The 17,906-nt window shown below is 64.0% G+C and carries 18 protein-coding genes; 8 read left to right on the top strand and 10 right to left on the bottom strand.

All coding sequences use genetic code 11. The features are described 5' to 3' along the window. Nucleotides 1-54 precede the first annotated feature (54 nt). The 4 genes from FIU81_RS13760 (at nucleotide 55) to phbB (ending at nucleotide 3,816) form a co-directional block, all read left to right on the top strand. Nucleotides 55-888 (top strand): EAL domain-containing protein, encoded by an 834-nt coding sequence (locus tag FIU81_RS13760; protein ID WP_124110526.1) that lies wholly within the window; start codon nucleotides 55-57, stop codon nucleotides 886-888. Nucleotides 889-1,019: 131 nt separating this feature from the next. Further along, entirely contained in the window at nucleotides 1,020-2,195 is a 1,176-nt protein-coding gene (locus FIU81_RS13755) for an acetyl-CoA C-acetyltransferase (protein WP_124110527.1), read from the top strand. Nucleotides 2,196-2,228: 33 nt separating this feature from the next. Further along, entirely contained in the window at nucleotides 2,229-3,080 is an 852-nt protein-coding gene (locus FIU81_RS13750) for a patatin-like phospholipase family protein (protein WP_124110528.1), read from the top strand. 13 nt (nucleotides 3,081-3,093) lie between these two features. Continuing rightward, entirely contained in the window at nucleotides 3,094-3,816 is a 723-nt protein-coding gene (gene phbB, locus FIU81_RS13745; protein WP_124110529.1) for an acetoacetyl-CoA reductase, read from the top strand. Between the two features lie 70 nt (nucleotides 3,817-3,886). On the opposite strand, the gene FIU81_RS13740 is transcribed toward phbB, so the two are convergent. From FIU81_RS13740 to FIU81_RS13730, 3 genes are all read right to left on the bottom strand, one after another. After that, entirely contained in the window at nucleotides 3,887-4,051 is a 165-nt protein-coding gene (locus FIU81_RS13740; protein ID WP_124110530.1) for a YdcH family protein, read from the bottom strand. Between the two features lie 80 nt (nucleotides 4,052-4,131). After that, nucleotides 4,132-4,890 (bottom strand): tRNA1(Val) (adenine(37)-N6)-methyltransferase, encoded by a 759-nt coding sequence (locus tag FIU81_RS13735; protein ID WP_124110531.1) that lies wholly within the window; start codon nucleotides 4,888-4,890, stop codon nucleotides 4,132-4,134. Continuing rightward, nucleotides 4,871-5,086 (bottom strand): DUF2007 domain-containing protein, encoded by a 216-nt coding sequence (locus tag FIU81_RS13730; protein ID WP_124110532.1) that lies wholly within the window; start codon nucleotides 5,084-5,086, stop codon nucleotides 4,871-4,873. Before FIU81_RS13730 ends, FIU81_RS13735 begins: the two co-directional genes overlap by 20 nt. A 46-nt stretch (nucleotides 5,087-5,132) precedes the next feature. Here FIU81_RS13730 and FIU81_RS13725 point away from each other — a divergent pair, with 46 nt between their 5' ends. Continuing rightward, the gene (locus FIU81_RS13725; protein ID WP_124110533.1) at nucleotides 5,133-6,107 is read left to right on the top strand and encodes a polyprenyl synthetase family protein; all 975 of its coding nucleotides are present in this window, start codon (nucleotides 5,133-5,135) and stop codon (nucleotides 6,105-6,107) included. A gap of 48 nt (nucleotides 6,108-6,155) precedes the next feature. On the opposite strand, the gene FIU81_RS13720 is transcribed toward FIU81_RS13725, so the two are convergent. The 4 genes from FIU81_RS13720 to FIU81_RS13705 form a co-directional block, all read right to left on the bottom strand. Then, nucleotides 6,156-6,980, bottom strand: a complete 825-nt coding sequence (locus FIU81_RS13720) for a 4-(cytidine 5'-diphospho)-2-C-methyl-D-erythritol kinase (RefSeq protein ID WP_124110534.1) — start codon at nucleotides 6,978-6,980, stop codon at nucleotides 6,156-6,158. Next, nucleotides 6,970-8,658 carry a tetratricopeptide repeat protein gene (locus FIU81_RS13715; protein WP_124110535.1) on the bottom strand — a complete coding sequence of 563 codons (1,689 nt, stop codon included), beginning with the start codon at nucleotides 8,656-8,658 and terminating at the stop codon, nucleotides 6,970-6,972. The genes FIU81_RS13720 and FIU81_RS13715 overlap by 11 nt, the downstream gene beginning before the upstream one ends. Nucleotides 8,659-8,750: 92 nt before the next feature. Then, nucleotides 8,751-10,403, bottom strand: coding sequence for an electron transfer flavoprotein-ubiquinone oxidoreductase (locus FIU81_RS13710; RefSeq protein WP_124110536.1), 1,653 nt, complete (start codon nucleotides 10,401-10,403; stop codon nucleotides 8,751-8,753). 82 nt (nucleotides 10,404-10,485) lie between these two features. Further along, nucleotides 10,486-11,448, bottom strand: a complete 963-nt coding sequence (locus tag FIU81_RS13705) for a phosphatase PAP2 family protein (protein WP_124110537.1) — start codon at nucleotides 11,446-11,448, stop codon at nucleotides 10,486-10,488. Between the two features lie 115 nt (nucleotides 11,449-11,563). Between FIU81_RS13705 and greA the strand changes: the two genes are divergently transcribed. Then, nucleotides 11,564-12,034 carry a transcription elongation factor GreA gene (gene greA, locus FIU81_RS13700; protein ID WP_124110538.1) on the top strand — a complete coding sequence of 157 codons (471 nt, stop codon included), beginning with the start codon at nucleotides 11,564-11,566 and terminating at the stop codon, nucleotides 12,032-12,034. Nucleotides 12,035-12,038: 4 nt separating this feature from the next. Beyond that, nucleotides 12,039-12,878, top strand: a complete 840-nt coding sequence (locus FIU81_RS13695; protein ID WP_124110539.1) for a hypothetical protein — start codon at nucleotides 12,039-12,041, stop codon at nucleotides 12,876-12,878. Nucleotides 12,879-12,895: 17 nt separating this feature from the next. On the opposite strand, the gene FIU81_RS13690 is transcribed toward FIU81_RS13695, so the two are convergent. The 3 genes from FIU81_RS13690 to rpsU all read right to left on the bottom strand — a co-directional run bounded on the left by FIU81_RS13690 (nucleotide 12,896) and on the right by rpsU (nucleotide 17,121). Next, nucleotides 12,896-15,454, bottom strand: coding sequence for a TIGR02302 family protein (locus FIU81_RS13690; RefSeq protein WP_124110540.1), 2,559 nt, complete (start codon nucleotides 15,452-15,454; stop codon nucleotides 12,896-12,898). A 46-nt stretch (nucleotides 15,455-15,500) separates the two neighbouring features. Continuing rightward, a complete protein-coding gene (gene lysA, locus FIU81_RS13685) occupies nucleotides 15,501-16,766 on the bottom strand; it encodes a diaminopimelate decarboxylase (RefSeq protein WP_124110541.1) in 1,266 nt (421 codons plus the stop codon). A 148-nt stretch (nucleotides 16,767-16,914) separates the two neighbouring features. After that, the gene (gene rpsU, locus FIU81_RS13680; protein WP_007426337.1) at nucleotides 16,915-17,121 is read right to left on the bottom strand and encodes a 30S ribosomal protein S21; all 207 of its coding nucleotides are present in this window, start codon (nucleotides 17,119-17,121) and stop codon (nucleotides 16,915-16,917) included. A 105-nt stretch (nucleotides 17,122-17,226) separates the two neighbouring features. On the opposite strand from rpsU, the gene FIU81_RS13675 reads away from it, so the two are divergent. Further along, nucleotides 17,227-17,904, top strand: a complete 678-nt coding sequence (locus FIU81_RS13675) for a COQ9 family protein (protein WP_124110542.1) — start codon at nucleotides 17,227-17,229, stop codon at nucleotides 17,902-17,904. The last annotated feature ends 2 nt before the right edge of the window (nucleotides 17,905-17,906 follow it).

Here is a 17,906-nt window from a genome sequence, read left to right as displayed (position 1 = left end):
CGATGTTAGGAGCCTTGGCGCAAGGTGGCCTTCAGATTGGAACGGGGGCGCGACATGCGCGAAGATAATTCACCAGTGGTTCAAGGCGACGCCAGCAGCGATCCGCTGAGTGATGCCGTCAGCAGGCGCGACCGCGATGTCGTGCAGATGGTGGCCGATGCTGTGGATGGTGGCAATGCCATGCTGGCCTTCCAGCCCGTCGTGGCCGCCGGTCGAAACGTGCGCCCTGCCTTCTATGAAGGGCTGATCCGGGTGCTCGACCGCACTGGGCGCATCATCCCGGCCCGCGATTTCATTCTGCAGATCGAAAACAAGGAGCTTGGCCGCCGCATCGACGCGATATCGTTGCGGCTGGGGTTGGAGGCCCTGCGCCGCCATCCGGGGCTGCGCCTATCGGTGAACCTCTCGGCACTGTCCATCGGCTATCCCCTTTGGACGCAAACGCTGAACGCGGGTATCGAAGCCGATCCCACCGTCGCGGAGCGCCTGATCCTGGAAATCACCGAAAGTTCCGCGATCACCGCGCCACGCCTGGTGTCCGATTTCATCTGTGCGCTGCAGGATCGTGGCGTCGCTTTTGCCTTGGACGACTTCGGGTCGGGCTACACCTCCATGCGGTATCTCAAGGATTTCTGCTTCGATATCCTGAAGATGGATGGAGAGTTCTGTAACGGCGTCGCCCGCAATCCTGATAACATGGCGCTGGTGAAAGCGATGATCTCTATCGGCGCGCATTTCGACATGCTGACCGTGGCCGAGTCGGTGGAGAACCAGCAGGATGCGTCGGCGCTGATCGGCTTGGGCGTGGATTGCCTGCAGGGCTATCTATACGGCGCCCCAACGATCCGCCCCCGGTGGGAGCCGTGCCGAAATGTGGCCAACGGTTGACGGCCTGAGTTCGGCATTGGGACTCTACGACTATCGGGCACCTACCGAGGTTCGGGTAGAAAGGTCGTACAATTCGTTTTAGTTAAGATGTGACCCAGCGCATCCGCCGCTGTAATCCGAAGGGGACCACCATGACCAACGTCGTTATCGCATCCGCCGCCCGCACCGCCGTCGGCACCTTCAATGGGGCCCTGTCCGATGTGCCCGCTCACGACATGGGGGCCAAGGTTCTGGAGGCGATCTGCGAGCGTGCGGGCGTCGACAAGGCCGATGTGTCGGAGACCATTCTGGGCCAGGTGCTGACCGCCGGTCAGGGCCAGAACCCCGCCCGTCAGGCACACGTCAACGCCGGTCTTCCCCTTGGTTCCGCTGCGTGGAGCATCAACCAGGTCTGCGGTTCGGGCCTGCGCGCCGTGGCTCTGGGCGCACAGCACATCCGTCTGGGCGACGCGCAGATCGTCGCCGCCGGTGGGCAAGAAAACATGTCGATGAGCCCGCATGTCGCCAACCTGCGCAAGGGTCACAAGATGGGCGACCTGAAGTTCATCGATTCGATGATCCGCGACGGTCTGTGGGACGCATTCAACGGCTACCACATGGGTCAGACCGCCGAGAACGTAGCCGAGCAGTGGCAGATTAGCCGCGAGCAACAGGACGAATTCGCCGTCCACTCGCAGAACAAGGCCGAGAAGGCCCGCGCCGAGGGTCGTTTCCAGGACGAAATCGTTCCCTACACCATCCAGACCCGCAAGGGCGACGTGATCGTCGACAAGGACGAACACATCCGTGATGGCGCGACCGTCGAGGGCATGGCCAAGCTGCGGCCTGCTTTCACCAAGGACGGCTCTGTCACCGCCGGCAACGCGTCCGGCATCAACGACGGTGCTGCCGCGACCCTGCTGATGTCCGTCGAGGAAGCGGAAAAGCGCGGGATCGAGCCCCTCGCGCGCATCGTGTCCTACGCGACCGTCGGTCTCGACCCGTCGATCATGGGCACCGGCCCCATCCCCGCCAGCCGCAAGGCGCTGGAGATGGCCGGTTGGAAGCCTTCTGATCTTGATCTTGTAGAAGCCAACGAAGCCTTCGCCGCACAAGCCTGTGCTGTGAACAAGGACATGGGTTGGGACCCCGAGATCGTGAACGTCAACGGCGGCGCGATTGCCATCGGCCACCCAATCGGTGCCTCTGGCTGCCGCGTCCTGAACACGCTGCTTTTCGAGATGAAGCGTCGTGGCGCGAAGAAGGGTCTTGCGACCCTGTGCATCGGTGGCGGCATGGGCGTCGCCATGTGCGTCGAGCGCGGCTAAGGGAGCGCGCCGCGCCCCGTGCGCGGCGCAACCATGCCGGACACGCTCTTCGATCAGGTCGTCTTCTCTGGCGGCGGAACGCGTTGCATGTGGCAGGGCGGTTTTATGGATGTGCTGCGCGCGGAAGTTCCGATCTCGCCGCAGCGCATCACCGGCGTTTCGGGCGGGGCCTGCACCGGATGCGGCTTTCTAACGAACCGGGGGCCGCGCGTGCGCGATACCTTCATCGAAGCCTTCGCGGCCCACGACCGAAACGTGCCGCTTCACGAACCTTTTGATGATGAAACCGGCAATTCGCCGCACCAGCAAATCTATCGCGGGATCGTCGAAGACTGCTTTGGCGACACTGAAGCGCACGGCTTGATCGCCGAAGGGCCGGACTTCCACATCCTTTTGGCCCGCCCCCCGGACTACGATTGGCCGAAGCTAAGCGGCGCCGCGATGACGCTGGTTTATGTTGCCGACACGAATGTTCGCTCGACCCCGCATCTGAAGTGGGCGCAAAAGGCCGGTCTGACGGCAGAGCTGATCGACGCGAACGCTGCCGCGCGGGCGGGCGATCTGACCGACCTTGTGTGCGCCGCCGCCACGATCCCGCCCGCCTTCGACCCACCCGAATGGGACGGCGCGCCGGCTGTCGATGCGGGGATGGCCGATCAGGCGCCGCTGCCCAAGGATGACGCCGGGCGCACGCTGATCCTGCTGACCAAACGCTTTCGAAACCTGCCGCAAGAGGATCGGTTGACCTATGTGCAGCCCTCGGAAGAGGTGCCCGCCGACAAGATCGACTTTACGGACCCCGACAAGCTGCGCGAGACTTGGGCTATCGGAGAGGAAGACGCCCGCCGTTTTCTGAAAGACAACAAGAACCTGCAACGACTCTAGGGAGGAGCACAGCATGGGACGAACAGCCATCGTGACCGGAGGCAGCCGCGGCATCGGCGCGGCCATCGCCAAGGCCTTGAAAGAGGCCGGCCATCAGGTCGCCGCGACCTACGGCGGCAATGACGAGGCCGCCGCCAAGTTCACCGACGAGACGGGCATCAAGACCTTCAAGTTCGACGTCGGCGATTACGACGCCTGCAAGAAGGGCGTGGCCGAGGTCGAAGACGCCATGGGCGGCGTTGGCATCTTGGTTAACAACGCGGGCATCACCCGCGACGCGCCGTTTCACAAGATGACCCCGGAGCAGTGGCATGACGTCATCAACACGAACCTGACCGGCGTGTTCAACATGACCCACAACGTCTGGAACGGCATGCGTGAGCGTGAGTTCGGGCGAATCGTCACGATCAGTTCGATCAACGGACAGAAGGGGCAGTTCGCACAAGCCAACTATGCCGCGTCGAAGGCGGGCGATCTGGGCTTCACCAAGTCGCTGGCGCAGGAGGGGGCCAAGAAGGGCATTACCGTGAACGCCGTCTGCCCGGGCTACATCGCGACCGATATGGTCATGGCCGTGCCAGAAAAGGTGCGCGAATCCATCATCGCGCAGATCCCCGTTGGCCGTCTGGGCGAGGCTGAGGAAATCGCGCGCTGCGTGGCGTTCCTGACCTCTGACGACGCGGGCTTCATCACGGGTGCCACGATTAGCGCAAACGGCGGCCAGTACTTCGCCTGATGCACTGCTGTGACCAACAAAAAAGGCCGGTGCATGATGCACCGGCCTTTCGCGTTTCCGGCGGGCCGGATCAGTGCGTCAGACGCGTGATTTCTTCCTTGAGGCGCAGCTTTTCGCGTTTCAGGGCCCGGATTTCCAGATCATCGGTCGACGGGCTGCGTTGTGCCTGTTCGACCTGCGATGAGAGAGCCAAATGCTTCTTGCGAAGTTCCTGAACGTGAGAGCTCATGGACATGCGTCACCTCCTGTTGGTTGAGACTTTCAACGTAGGAACGATTTTCGCTTCTGTCATCTACGCGTTACAGAATGTAAGGATTATTGCGTGCTGCGCTGCGGAAACAGGCGGATTGATGCCGTTTCGCGCAGAACGGCGTCGGCGGCTGGGGTGAAACCGTGCGCGTCGTGGAGAATCATCGGGGGTAACAAACGCGCGGGTGCGCGCCCTCCTTTAATGCCCTGTGCGATCACGAGAGTCGCGTCGCGGCTGTCCCTTGGCTGGATCGGCAGGACCGCCAAGCTACCGACCACAGGCCCCAATGCGGTCAGCAGATCGGGCAAGCGGCCGGCTTTCTGTATCACGGTCAACGTGCCGCGTGGCGCAACCCGTCGCGCGGCGATGGTGATCCAGTCGGTCAGCGACAGCGCCTCTCCCAAAGCGGTTTCGCGTAAGACATCGGGGGACGCTGAGCCGCTGCGCCTGTCGAAATAGGGGGGATTCGTCAGAACGTGATCGAATCGCGTCTGTCTTAGCGCGGGCGACATATGGGCGATGTCTGCGTGATAAATGGTGGCTTCGATAGCGTTCAATGCGGCGTTCTGCCCGGCGAGATCGGCGTAGCGCGCCTGCACCTCGATCCCAGACACGTGCAGCCCCGGCACGCGCGCGGCCAGGCACAGCGCAGCCGCGCCGGCGCCGCAGCCGACGTCCAGCACCGATTGGCCCGCACGGGCCGGAACGCAGGCGGCCAGCAAGACCGGGTCGGACCCCGCGCGATAGCCGCTGACAGGCTGGATCAGGCGTAGCCGTCCGTTCAGAAAGGCATCGGTGGTGGTGTCAGTATCCTTGGTCGACATCGTTGTCCCGCAACGTGGCGACGGCCAGAAAATGATCGCGGTCGGCGACCATCAGGCGGCGCGGCAAAATGCCGATAGAGCCTTCCAGCACGCTTGTATGGACGTCCAGTTCGAACACCTCTATCCCCTCGCCGGACAAGAGGGCCTTGGCGAACGCAATGGCCGTCGGATCGTTGGATCGCATGAGTTCCTTCATGGCGCGGACGCTAGGCGTTGCGGGCGATGGGGGAAAGGGGGCGCGGATGGACAAGCAGATCAAACCGCACGAACGCCTGGCGCAAGCGCTGGCCGAACCGCTGGCCGAGGTCGACGCGCTGATACGCGCGCGCATGGCGTCCGAGAATGCGCCGCGCATTCCAGAGGTGACGCAGCATCTGGTGGGCGGCGGCGGCAAGCGCATCCGCCCGATGCTGACGCTCGCCAGCGCGCGGCTGATGGGCTACCCCGGCCCCTTCGACGTACATCTGGCCGCGACGGTAGAGTTCATTCACACGGCGACGCTGTTGCACGACGACGTGGTGGATGAATCGAACGAACGTCGCGGACGGCCCACGGCAAATTTGCTGTGGGACAATAAATCCAGCGTGTTGGTGGGCGACTACCTTTTCGCGCGATCGTTCCAACTGATGGTCGAAACGGGCTCGATCCGAGTGCTGGATATCCTGGCCAACGCAGCGGCGACGATCGCCGAGGGCGAGGTGCTGCAGCTGACCGCCATGGCGAATCTTGCCACGACCGAAGACACCTACCTGCGGATCGTGCGCGGCAAGACGGCTGCGCTGTTCTCTGCGGCGACGGAAGTCGGCGGCGTGATTGCGGGCGCGCCAGAGGACAATGTTCAGGCGCTACACACCTACGGCGACGCGCTGGGCATCGCGTTCCAGATGGCCGACGACGTGATCGACTGGATGGACGGCACCGGCAAAGGCGTTGGTGACGACTTCCGTGAGCGCAAGATGACCCTGCCGATCATCCGCGCGGTGGCGGCGTCCGACCGCGATTTCTGGACCCGCACCATCGGCAAGGGCGTGCAGAAAGACGCGGATCTGGAGCGGGCCGCGGTGTTGCTGGCCGAGACGGGTGCACTGGACAGCACGCGTGCGACAGCCGTCGACTGGGCCGAGACGGCGAAAGCGGCGCTGGCCGATCTGCCGGACGCGCCCCTGCGCGACATGCTGCGGGATCTGGCGGATTACGTCGTGGCGCGGTTGCGCTGACCTTGCCCGACGGGATTTGAGCATTCTTGAAAACAAAGAAGAGCAGAGTCAGGCGCGAATAGCGGCTGCTGTGACCCACCAGTCGGAGTAATCCGATTTGATCTTCTCTGCGGCGCTTTTGGCGTTTTCGGCTGTGGCGTAAAGACCGAAACAGGTTGCACCCGAGCCGGACATGCGGGCGAGGCGGCAACCAACGGTGTCGGCAATCCTGTCCAGTACCGTCCCGATAACGGGTGCAATGGCGCAGGCCGGGCGTTCAAGATCGTTGCGGGTGCCTAGGAGCCAATCGGTAAAGGCAGGCAGATCCGGCCAGTCTGTAACAGCAGGCAAGGCCGGGTTGTCGCGACTGTCCAGCGCGGCAAAGACCTGCGGCGTAGAGACAGCGATGCCGGGGTTCACGAGGCACAGGTGCGCTTCGGGAAGCGGGGGCAATGGTGATAGGTGCTCTCCGATCCCTTTCATCAGCGCGGGCTTGCCGGCCAAGCAAACCGGCACGTCAGCGCCAAGGTGCAGCACGTCAACGGGAAGCGCGCGGCCATCCATGGCACGCAGCGCATGCAGGGTGGCAGCAGCGTCGGCAGAGCCTCCTCCGATTCCCGAGGCGACGGGCAGGTTCTTCGTGAGGGTCAGCGCAGCGGGTGGCCCTGCGGTCAGACGAGCAGCGCTGAGGCACAGGTTGTCGGTGGTCGAAAGACCGTGGGCGAAGGGCCCATTGATGTTCAGCGACCAGTCCGGCGCGGCGTGAATTTTGACCCAATCGCCCACATCGGCGAAGACCACGATCGACTCCATCAGATGATAGCCATCGTCTCGGCGACCGATCACATGCAGCGCAAGGTTGATCTTGGCGGGCGCGAAGGCCTCAGCCGCCATCGGCCATCCGCAGGGGCGGTGCGCCTTCTTCTTCCAGAACCGCGTCCAACCCGACCTCCAGCTTGCGGCGGATGCGGTCGGGATCGACCTCTTCATTCTCGTCGTTTTCGACAAAGCTCAGCGCACGCTGCCATTGGAACCGGGCTTCCAACTCGCGGCCCACGGCCCAGAGCACGTCGCCCAAGTGATCGTTCACGACCGGGTCCACGGGCATCAGCTCGACCGCGCGCTCCATCGGTTCGACGGCTTCCGCGTAGCGGCCAAGGCGGTAGAACGCCCAGCCAAGGCTATCGACAATAGGGCCGGAATTCGGAGCGGCGGCGACGGCCTCCTGGATCATGACCAGCGCTTCGTCCAAACGCTCCTGCCGCTCGATCAGCGAGTAGCCCAAATAGTTCAGCACGGTCGCGCGGCCCGGTGACAGTTCCAGCGCCTTCTGGAAATCATCCTCTGCCGCGTCCCAGTCGTCTTGGCGTTCGCGCACGATGGCGCGGGCGAAATAGACGATCCACTGTGCGGCAGAGTCCCCTTCGAACAGAGCGACGGCATCGTTGTAGGCGGCTTCGGCCTCTGCGTAGGCGCCGTCTTCGCGCAGGGCGTCGCCCAGCGTGATGTGGATCAGGGCGTTGTTCGGGAAGTCTTCCGCCAAAGCGCGAATCGCGTCGATCCCGGCCTCTGCCCGGCCCGCTTCGCGCATGACTTCGGCGCGGCCAAGCTGGGCGGTCACGTAGGTCACATCATCGGTGGGAACGCGGCCATAGGTTTCGATGGCCAGATCGTACTGTTGCATGTCTTCCAGTAGCAGCGCGGACAGAAGGCTCGCCTCTGGATGGCCGGGGCGCAGGTATTCGGCGATGCGGGTGTAGAGCAGCGCGTAGCTGGGAGCGGTTTCGCCGACAATTGTGTTGGCGATATCGAAGGCGATTTCGGCGATGGCGGCCTGCGGATCGGGGGCGATGGTCAGCGGCAAGGTCTCTCCGGCATCCAGACGCGCCGCGATAGCGTTCAGCGTTTCATCCAGGTTGCCACTTGTCTCTTCCAGCAGCACGGCGCGCGCATCGTCGTTACGGCCGACGTTCGACAGGATCTCTGCCTGAGCGCGCACACCGCGGCGGGTCAGCCGCAATTCATCTTCTTCGTCGAGCAGGGTCGCGGCTTCATCGAAACGGCCAAGCTGGGCCAAGGCGAGGGCGCTGTAATAGACGCCGAAGGCGCGGGTGCCGGGGGCGTTCTGCACGGCCTGCAACTGTGCCAAAGCCTCTTCCACGCGACCATCGCCCAAGAGCGCAAAGGCGCGGACCACGCCGTCGAACAGGGGCGCGACGGTGAGCCCTGCGTCGAATTCGTTGAGGATGTCCGCCCAGTTCCGCGCCTTTGCAGGCACGGCGAACAGGGCGAGCGCGGCGATCTGGCTTTGCACTTCCGCCTGCGTCAGATCGGTTGCGACGTCCTCTGCGGCGTCCATCTCCAGCAAGGAGATGTAGGCGCCCACGAGCGTCTCCATCATCATCGGGTTCAGACTGTCGTCTTGCAGGGCTTCCGCCAGGTAGCGGCTGGTCGCTTCGAAATCGTTCTCGATCTGCGCAGCGCGGCCCGCAAGATAGGCCCCTGCGTTCTCTCGGGCGTATGCGGGAAGGGCGGCGACGAGGCTGGCAGCCAACAGCAGAGGGCGGATCATGCGCGGTCCTTCATGGGTCAGACGGACAGAAGGGTAGTTTGCGCCCCGCCAAAGGGCAATCGGGGGCGGCAACGATGTGCCGCCCCGTTTCGTCACATGTTCGGGTAGTTCGGCCCGTCACCACCCTGCGGCGTGGTCCAGACGATGTTCTGGCTGGGATCCTTAATGTCGCAGGTCTTGCAGTGGACGCAGTTCTGGAAGTTGATGACGAAGCGATCCTCGCCCGACTTGTCGTCCTTCACGAACTCGTAGACGCCCGCCGGGCAGTAGCGTTGGGACAGGCCCGCATATTTCGGCAGGTTGACCTGCACAGGCACGTCCGCATCCTTCAGCTTAAGGTGCGCGGGCTGGTTCTCGTCATGGTTGGTGTTGGCGAAGGACACGTTGGTCAGCCGGTCGAAAGACAGTTTGCCGTCGGGCTTGGGGTAGTCGATGACCTTGTGCTTGTCCGCAGGTTCGGTCGCCTCTGCATCCGTCTTGCCGTGCTTCATCGTGCCGAACAGCGAAAAGCCAAGCGTGTTGGTCCACATATCCAGACCACCCAGCGCCAAGGAAGCCTGTAGACCGTACTTCGACCACATGGGCTTCACGTTGCGCACGGGCTTGAGGTCCTTGCCGATGGGGCCTTCGCGCACGTCGCGGTCGTAGCTTTCCAGAACGTCGGACTGACGCCCGGCCTCGATCGCCTGATGCGCGGCCTCGGCGGCAGACTTGCCGGACAGCATTGCGTTGTGGTTGCCCTTGATGCGCGGGACGTTGACCATGCCCGCCGCACAGCCCAGCAGCACGCCGCCGGGGAAGGCGGTCTTGGGCAGAGACTGCCAGCCGCCTTCGGTGATCGCACGCGCGCCGTAGCTGACGCGCTTGGCGCCCTGAAGCAACTCTTTGACGTAAGGATGGTGCTTGAACTGTTGAAACGCGAGGTAGGGGTTCACGTGGGGGTTGGCATAGCCAAGGTGGACCACGAAGCCCACGTAAACCTGATTGTTCTCTAGGTGGTAAATAAACGAGCCACCACCAGCAGAATTGCCCAGAGGCCAGCCCATTGTGTGAACAACCGCGCCTTCGCGGTGCTTTTCGGGATCGACCTCCCACAGCTCTTTCATGCCAAGGCCGTACTTCTGCACATCGCTGTCGGTGGCCAGATCGAACTTCTCGATAACCTGCTTGGACAGAGATCCGCGCACGCCTTCGCCCAGCATCACATACTTGCCGTGAAGCTCCATGCCCGGCTCATACCCGTCGCCCTTGGTGCCGTCGGGCGAGATGCCGAACTCACCGGCGACGACGCCCTTCACGTTGCCCGCCTCGTCGTAGACCAATTCAGAGCAGGCCATACCGGGGAAGATCTCGACGCCCAGCTCTTCGGCCTGTTCGGCCAGCCAACGGCAGACGTTGCCCATGGAGACGATGTAGTTGCCGTGGTTGTTCATCAGCGGCGGCATCAGCTTGGTGGGGACCGATACCTTGCCGGACTCGCCCAGGTAGAAGAACTTGTCGGACTTCACGGGGGTGTTCAGCGGTGCGCCCTTGTCTTTCCAGTCGGGAATCAGCGCGTTTAGACCCACCGGGTCCAGCACTGCGCCCGACAGGATATGCGCACCGACTTCCGATCCCTTTTCCAGCACCACGACCGAGCGTTCGGGGTCCAGCTGCTTCAAACGGATCGCGGCGGACAGGCCGGACGGCCCCGCTCCGACGATCACGACATCGTATTCCATGGCTTCGCGCGCCGTATCGGTCATCTGGATCCCCTTGGGTCAGGCATTTCGAGTGCTGACCGTCAATATCGGGGGCCGGGATGCAAGGGTCAATCGCAACGGGACGTTACGCGGGGGCGCTTTGCCCTTCGCCAATCGTCGCACGACGGCGCAAAACCGCAAGTATCGTGCAGATCACGATGATCGAGGCATAGCCGTCGATGGCGTAGTGGTAGCCGGTGTGAACCGACAGGAAGAGGATCGCACCAAGGAACGCCCAGCCCACCGAGGCTGCGGTGCGCAAACGGGCCTGTAGATACAGTGCCGAAACGCAGGCAACGGCCACATGAACTGATGGGAAGGCCGATATACCGGCGGCAAGTGCGTAATCGCCCTTTTCATACGCGCTCCACAGTGACGCCTGGATCGATCCGACGAAGCTGTCGGCGATACCGCTGGAAGCCAGTGCGCCGTGCAGGTCTGCGAAGCGGTCAACGCCGGTCAGCCCTGCATAGTAAACCGGCCCGCCGGACAAGCCTGCAAGCGCCATCACGTTGCCGCAGATGACCCAGGCCGACAGATACAGCGTCAGGAACACGCGCTGCCGCGCCGCATCCGGGTCCAGCGCCAGCGCTATGGGCAGGCCCAGAACGATCAACGACCACGCTTTCACGTAGATCAGATCGACCGTTTCGGCCGGCAAGCTACCCGCGACCGCGTGGGTCAGGCTCCACGGATCCGTGCCCAGGTGCAGGGCGGCGTCCAGATCGGCGAGCAGCGGGTCGGCGAAATAGGGCAGGACGCCCGGCATCGCGGCCTTCAGCGTCATGAAACTGGCCATCAGAACCGCCGTCGCGCCCAAAGCCAGCGCGGCGTCACGCACCTGTACCAGTAGCCCGCGCTTGCCGAACCACCACAGCCCCGCGATCAGAGGCGCCGCCAGAATGGCGACCGGCAGTACCATCCGCACCGCCGTCATCAGCCGCAGCGTAGTGATCTGTGCCGCAAGGCCCGGATGCATGCCGGCGACGGTCGCGAAGACGATGGCAACGCCGGAATAGATCACGGTGAAGAGAAAAAATTCGCGCATCGCCTTGATCGCCTTCCAATCGCTGCTTTCTGTCAGAGCACTGGGGTGTCATGATCCTTGAAAGATTGAATACCCTACGATTGTGGCCCCCTCTGGGCAGAGAGGTTGAGAAAAAATGGATAAGATACCGCTGACGCGCCATGGCCAGACGACGCTCAATGAAGAGCTGAAGCGTCTGAAATCCAAGGACCGGCCAGAAATCATCCGCGCGATTTCCGAAGCGCGCGAGCATGGCGACCTGTCAGAGAACGCCGAATATCATTCGGCGAAGGAGAAGCAGTCCTTCATCGAAGGCCGCATCAAGGAAATCGAGGGCATCCTGTCCCGCGCGGATGTGATCGACACCTCGAAGCTGTCCGGTTCCGTGAAGTTCGGCGCATTGGTCACGCTGGTCGATGAGGACACCGACGAAGAGAAGGTTTATCAGATCGTCGGCGAGCCAGAGGCCAATCTGGAGAACGGCAAACTGAACCTGAAGTCCCCGCTTGCCCGTGCCCTGATCGGCAAGGACGAAGGCGATTCGGTCGAGGTGCGCACGCCCGGTGGCCAGCGGTCCTACGAAATCCTGTCCGTCGAATATCGCTAGGCGTTTGGAACATCATCAGTCGATAGCGCGCCCACCGACGGCGCTGGCCTGGATCGGAACGGTTCTGTGGTTGGGACTGGCGGTGTGGATCGTCTTCGCGGCGGGTGTCACGCGCACGAATCTGGCGCCGCTGCTGATCCTGATGCTGCCCGTGGCGGTGTTCGGCCCCGTGGCGTTGATCTGGGGCCTGTATCGGCAAGCTCAAGCCACTGCGGCGTTGGCACGCGACCATGCGGCCTTGCGGCGCGAGATGGCGAAACTGTCGGACGCCGCGAAGACCTCTGCCCAGCGTCCGGCTGTGGCCCAGCCTGCGCCGCCGTCACACGGGCAATCGGCTTTGAAATTGGCCGAGCCGTCTGCAGACATGCCTGCGCCGGTCTCGACTGCGGACTTGGTCTTGGCGCTGAACTTTCCCGCCGATGCAGAGGATAAGGACGGCTTTCGCGCCCTGAAGCGCGCGCTGACGGATCCGGCGATGAAGCCGATCGTGACCGCTGCGCAAGACGTTCTGACGCTGCTCAGCCATGACGGGCTGTACATGGATGATCTAGCTCCCGAGCGTGCCCGGCCCGAAACATGGCGTCGGTTTGCGCGGGGTGAACGAGGCGCGGCTGTGCGTGATATCGGTGGCATTCGCGTACCCGAGGCCGTTGCCACCGTGTCTGACCGCCTGCGGTCCGATCCGATCTTTCGCGACACCGCGCTGCATTTCCTGCGGATCTTCGATCAACTCGTCACGCGCGTCGAGCCGCGCATGACCGATACGGAACTGTCGCGGCTGGGCGACACCCGCTCGGCGCGGGCGTTCATGTTGGTGGGACGCGCGATCGGGACGTTCGACTAACCTGGCGGCGCGCGGCCCTAGAACCGATCGAGCAATCTGTTCAGGTAGTCGCGTTCCGCTTCTGGACGGTCTTGCTCACCAGAGCGGCGGCGGATTTCGCCCAGTAGTTCCTCGGCCCGACGGCGCACGTCGTCATCGCCCAGCATCTGCTCGTTGCTGCCCATCTGACCGCTTTCACCGGCTTCACGACCCAGCGGATCGCGCGATTCGCCGCTTGGATCGCCTTGCGCCTGCGATTGGCCCTGACCCTGCTGCTGTTCCTGCGCCATGGCCTCGCCCAGATTGCGCATGCCTTCGCGCAAGGCTTCCATGGCGTCGGCCTGCCGGTCGAGTGCGCGGGGTGTGTCGCCCTCGCGCAGTGCGTCCTCCGCGCCTTCCATGGCGCGTTCGGCGTCGTCCAGAGCGTCGCGGGCCGCGTCACCGGCTTCGGTGCCCGCGCCGGGCAGGTTGCCGCGCTGGCGGCCCAATTCGTCGCGCAAGGACTGCTGGCGGTCGGCCAGGCTTTGGGGGCCACCTTGGCCCTGCTGCTGACCTTGCCCTTGTCCTTGACCTTGCCCCTGTTGTTGCCCTTGCTGCTGGCCCTGACCTTCGCCGGGTTGCTGGCCTTCACCGGGCTGTTGCCCCTGTTGACCTTGCTGACCCTGCTGCTGCCCGTCCTGCATCTCTCCGAAGCTGTCGTCGGACAGTTTCTGCTGGTCGCGCAATGTCTCTTGCAGGCCTTCCATGGCCTCTTGGCCTTCGCCCTGACCCTGCTGTCCTTGGGTGACGCGCATGTTCTCCAGCATCTGCTGAAGCTGCTCCATCAGGCGCTGCGCTTCGGCCATGCGGCCTTCTTCCATCAGGCGCTGGATCTCGTCGAGCATCTCTTGCAACTGGTCGCCCGACATCTGCTGGGTTTCGCCCTGCGGCTGGTCTTCGCCATCCTGTTGCTGACCCTCGCGGGCAAGTTGCTGGATGTAGTCGTTCATCGCCTCGCGCAGTTCCTGCATCAGCTCGGCGATCTCGGCCTCGTCGGCGCCATTCTCCATCGCTTCGGCCAGCCGCTCCTGCGCGCGCTGCAGGCGTTCGCGGGCGTCGGCCAGATCGCCGAACTCCAGCTCTTCCGCGATCGCCCAAAGCTCGGCAGCGATCTCGTCCTGCCTTTCGATGCTAAGCGGCGTCACGTCCAGTCCGGCTTCCAGCCGCCGTACAGTCGTGCGCAAACGCAGATACAGCGTTTCGGACGAGAAGACATCGGCGGGCTGCCACGACACGGCGCGCAGAAGCTGCGCCACCTGCCGCGCGTTGCTGCGCGACCACAAAAGCGCGCGGCGCTGTTCAATCACGGCCTGCGCCAGCGGATCGAAGAATCGCTGGCCCATCAATTCAGTCTCGAACGGCAGATCGCGCCCGGTCTGGCCGCGCTCATCCGTCACTTCGTAGGTGATCTTCACGGGCAGATTGGCCCACGGGTGCTGGGAAAAAGTCTCGACCAGAGTGCCCTCGAACTCTGAGCGATCGCCAGAGATCGGCAAAGGAAGATCGACGACAAGCGGATCGCGGTCGTCGGGGTCGGCGGCCAGCCCGTAGCGGCGATCGATCCGGTCCATATCGAGCGTCACGCTCGCCTGACCCGACACGACACCGTAGTCGTCATTGGCGCTGAAGGTCTGCCGGAACTCTCCGCCCGCGGCGCGCTCGGGGGCGTCGCGGACACGCACACGGGGCGTGTCGTCGGGGATCAGCGCGATGTCCCAGACGCGCCCGCCCGGACCGTCAATGCGGATCTGCCCGTCGCGTACCACGTCGAACGCGCTTTCGGTGCTTAGCGCGACCAACGTCTCATCCGGGGCGTTCGACACGCTTTCGGTGACGGTCAGCGCGCCGACTTCGCCGTAGACGCGAATCGTCACGCGGGCGCCTTCGGGCACGGGAATTGTGCTGTCTGGCAGGTCCGACAGGTAAAGCGACGGCAGATCGGTGTAGGCGGGCGGCTCTATCCAGCCTTCCCACGACGGACCGCTGGCAAGGGCCTGACCCGCGCCGGGGGCCATGCCGGTCACACTGCCGATCCGCGCGGTCGAGCCGAAGATCAGCGCAACGGCCAGCGCCAGTAGAGCGGCGTAGCGCAGGGCGAAGGGGTCTTGTGATGAAACCTTCAGATCGGGCTGGACGGCGCGTGCGGCGCGGATGCGGTCGGCCATGCGGATGACGTGGGCATCCCAGATCGCGCGGCTGGCGGCATCGCCCGAGCCGATGGCCTGCTCATCCGTCAGCGCTGCGATGGGGCGGCCGGGCAGGGTGGCATCCAGGCGTGCGAGCGCCTCTGCCTCGGACGCGGGGCGGAAGCGGCGCAGGCCAAGGACGGTGAAGACCAGAAGGCCAAGAACCGACAGGACCGCGGCGACCCAGACCAGTTCCAACGGGGCCACGTCCTGCGCGCCCAGCATCAGCAGGGCCAGCACGCCGATCAGGATCGTCCACACGGGCCAGAACGCCCGCACCGCGCGTTCGGACGTCATGCCCAGCCGCGTCAGCCGAAGCGGTCGGATAAGGCCCTTGCGGGCGGCGTCGGGAAGTGGGCGTTTCGGGGTCATGGACCTTTGCCGGGCGCTTAGGGGGCCCAATGCGAAGGATACCGCGTCAGAGCCATTCAGGGATCGTATCGCGTGCCAGCATATCGTCAATCGTCGGTCGGGCGCGGATGACGGCATGGTGATCGCCGCTGACCAGAACCTCCGGCACCAACGGGCGCGAGTTGTATTCGCTGGCCATCACGGCGGCGTAGGCCCCGGCAGAGCGGAATGCGACCACATCGCCCGCCTTCAGGGGCGGCAGGGTGCGCGCCTTGGCGAAGGTGTCACCCGATTCGCACACGGGGCCGACAACGTCGACGGGCGTCATCTCGGACCCGGCGGCAGGCTCGACCAGCGGCACGATATCATGGTGCGCGCCATACATTGCAGGGCGGACCAGATCGTTCATCGCGGCATCAAGGATCAGCCAACGGTGATCCGATTCCTCTTTCAGATACAGCACTTTCGACAAAAGCACGCCTGCGTTGCCGGAAATCAGGCGTCCCGGCTCGATTTCGATCTCGCAGCCCAGATCGCCGACGGTCCGCTTGATCAGCGCGCCAAGATCGGCGGGCAGGGGCGGGGCGTTGTTGTCCCGCGCGTAGGGGATGCCAAGCCCGCCGCCCAGATCCAGCCGCTTGATGGTGTGGCCCTCGGCGCGCAATTGGTGCGTCAGGTCGGCCACCCGCAGATAGGCCTGCTCGAACGGCTCCAAAGAGGTCAGCTGAGAGCCGATGTGAACGTCGATCCCGATAACCTCGATCCCCGGTAGGGACGCCGCCAGCGCGTATATGTCGCGGGCGCGGTCGATCGGTACGCCGAACTTGTCGGTCTTGCGTCCTGTGGCGATCTTCTCATGCGTCTGTGCGTCCACGTCAGGGTTCACGCGCAGGGTGATCGGGGCAGTGGCCCCCATCCCGGCGGCGACTTCGGACAGCAATCGCAGCTCCGGCTCGCTTTCCACGTTGAACTGGCGAACGCCGCCGTCCAGCGCCAGCGCCATCTCTTCGGCGGTCTTGCCAACGCCGGAAAACACGATCCGCTCGCCCGGCACACCGGCGGCGCGGGCGCGGGCGTATTCGCCGCCAGACACCACGTCCATGCCGGCGCCCAGATCACCCAGCAGTTTCAGGACCGCGACGTTCGACAGGGACTTCATCGCAAAGCAGATCAGGTGATCCATACCCGCCAGCGCGTCCTCGAAGACCTGATAGTGGCGGGTCAGCGTTGCGGCGGAATAAACGTAGCAGGGCGTGCCGACCTCCTGCGCGATCTGCGCCAGATCGACATCCTCGGCCATCAGCCGCCCGTCCCGGTAGAGAAAATGATCCATGTCCGCCCCGCTATTCGCCGCGCGCCGAAGTAGGCGTTGGGGGCGGTAAGGGCAAGGTGGGGTGCCATTGTGGCGATTCGGCCCCCAGCAAAGAAAAACCCCCGAACGCGGGGCGTCGGGGGTCATCCAAATCAATCGAAAGCGATGATTACATCATGCCTTCGCGCTGGGCCTTTTTACGGGCAAGCTTACGCTGCCGGCGGATGGCCTCGGCCTTTTCGCGTGCCTTCTTCTCAGAGGGCTTTTCGAAATGCTGCTTGAGTTTCATCTCGCGAAAGACGCCTTCACGCTGCAGTTTCTTCTTCAGGGCGCGAAGCGCCTGATCGACATTGTTGTCACGAACACTGACCTGCATGTGGTTTTCACCACCTTTCTAGTCTGGAGTTTCGGAACTGCAGGAAGTGGCTATCTACAGTCTGCTCGCTAGTTTGTCCAGTCAGAACCGCCGTAGGAGCTTGCCATGACCGATCCCGCCGCCCGTATCCTTGACGCCGCGCTGATGCACGTCCCCTTCGATGGCTGGAGCGATGAGACACTGCGTCGCGCCGCCGAAGACGCAGACGTGCCGCTGGTCGAGGCGCGTTCGCTGTTCCCGCGCGGCGCCGTCGATCTGGCACTGGCTTTCCACCGTCAAGGCGATGCGCGGATGGTCGAGCGGATCGCGGAAGAGGACATGGATGCTCTGCGCTACTCCGAGAAGGTCGCACGGGCTGTCTGGCTGCGCCTTGATTCGGTGGACAAGGAAGCCGTCCGCCGGGGCACCACGCTGTTCGCCCTGCCGATGCACGCCGCGGATGGGGCGCGGGCGTTGTGGCAGACGGCAGATACGATCTGGACGGCGCTGGGCGACAGCTCGACCGACGGCAACTGGTATTCCAAGCGGGCGACCCTGTCGGGCGTTTACGCGTCGGTGGTCTTGTATTGGTTGGGCGACGACAGTCTGGACCATCAAGACACCCGCGCCTTCATCGACCGCCGCATCGACGACGTGATGCGGATCGAAAAGGTGAAGTCGGCGATCAACAGCAACCCGTTGGGGCGCGCGGTAATGGCCGGGCCGAACTGGCTGATGTCGAAGATGAAGCCGCCGAAGGACGCGCGTGCGGGTTTTCCCGGTAGCTTCGGAGGCGGTCGATGACC

Source organism: Palleronia sp. THAF1 (assembly GCF_009363795.1).
Lineage (GTDB): Bacteria > Pseudomonadota > Alphaproteobacteria > Rhodobacterales > Rhodobacteraceae > Palleronia.
This window is presented reverse-complemented; position numbering and strand designations above follow the sequence as displayed.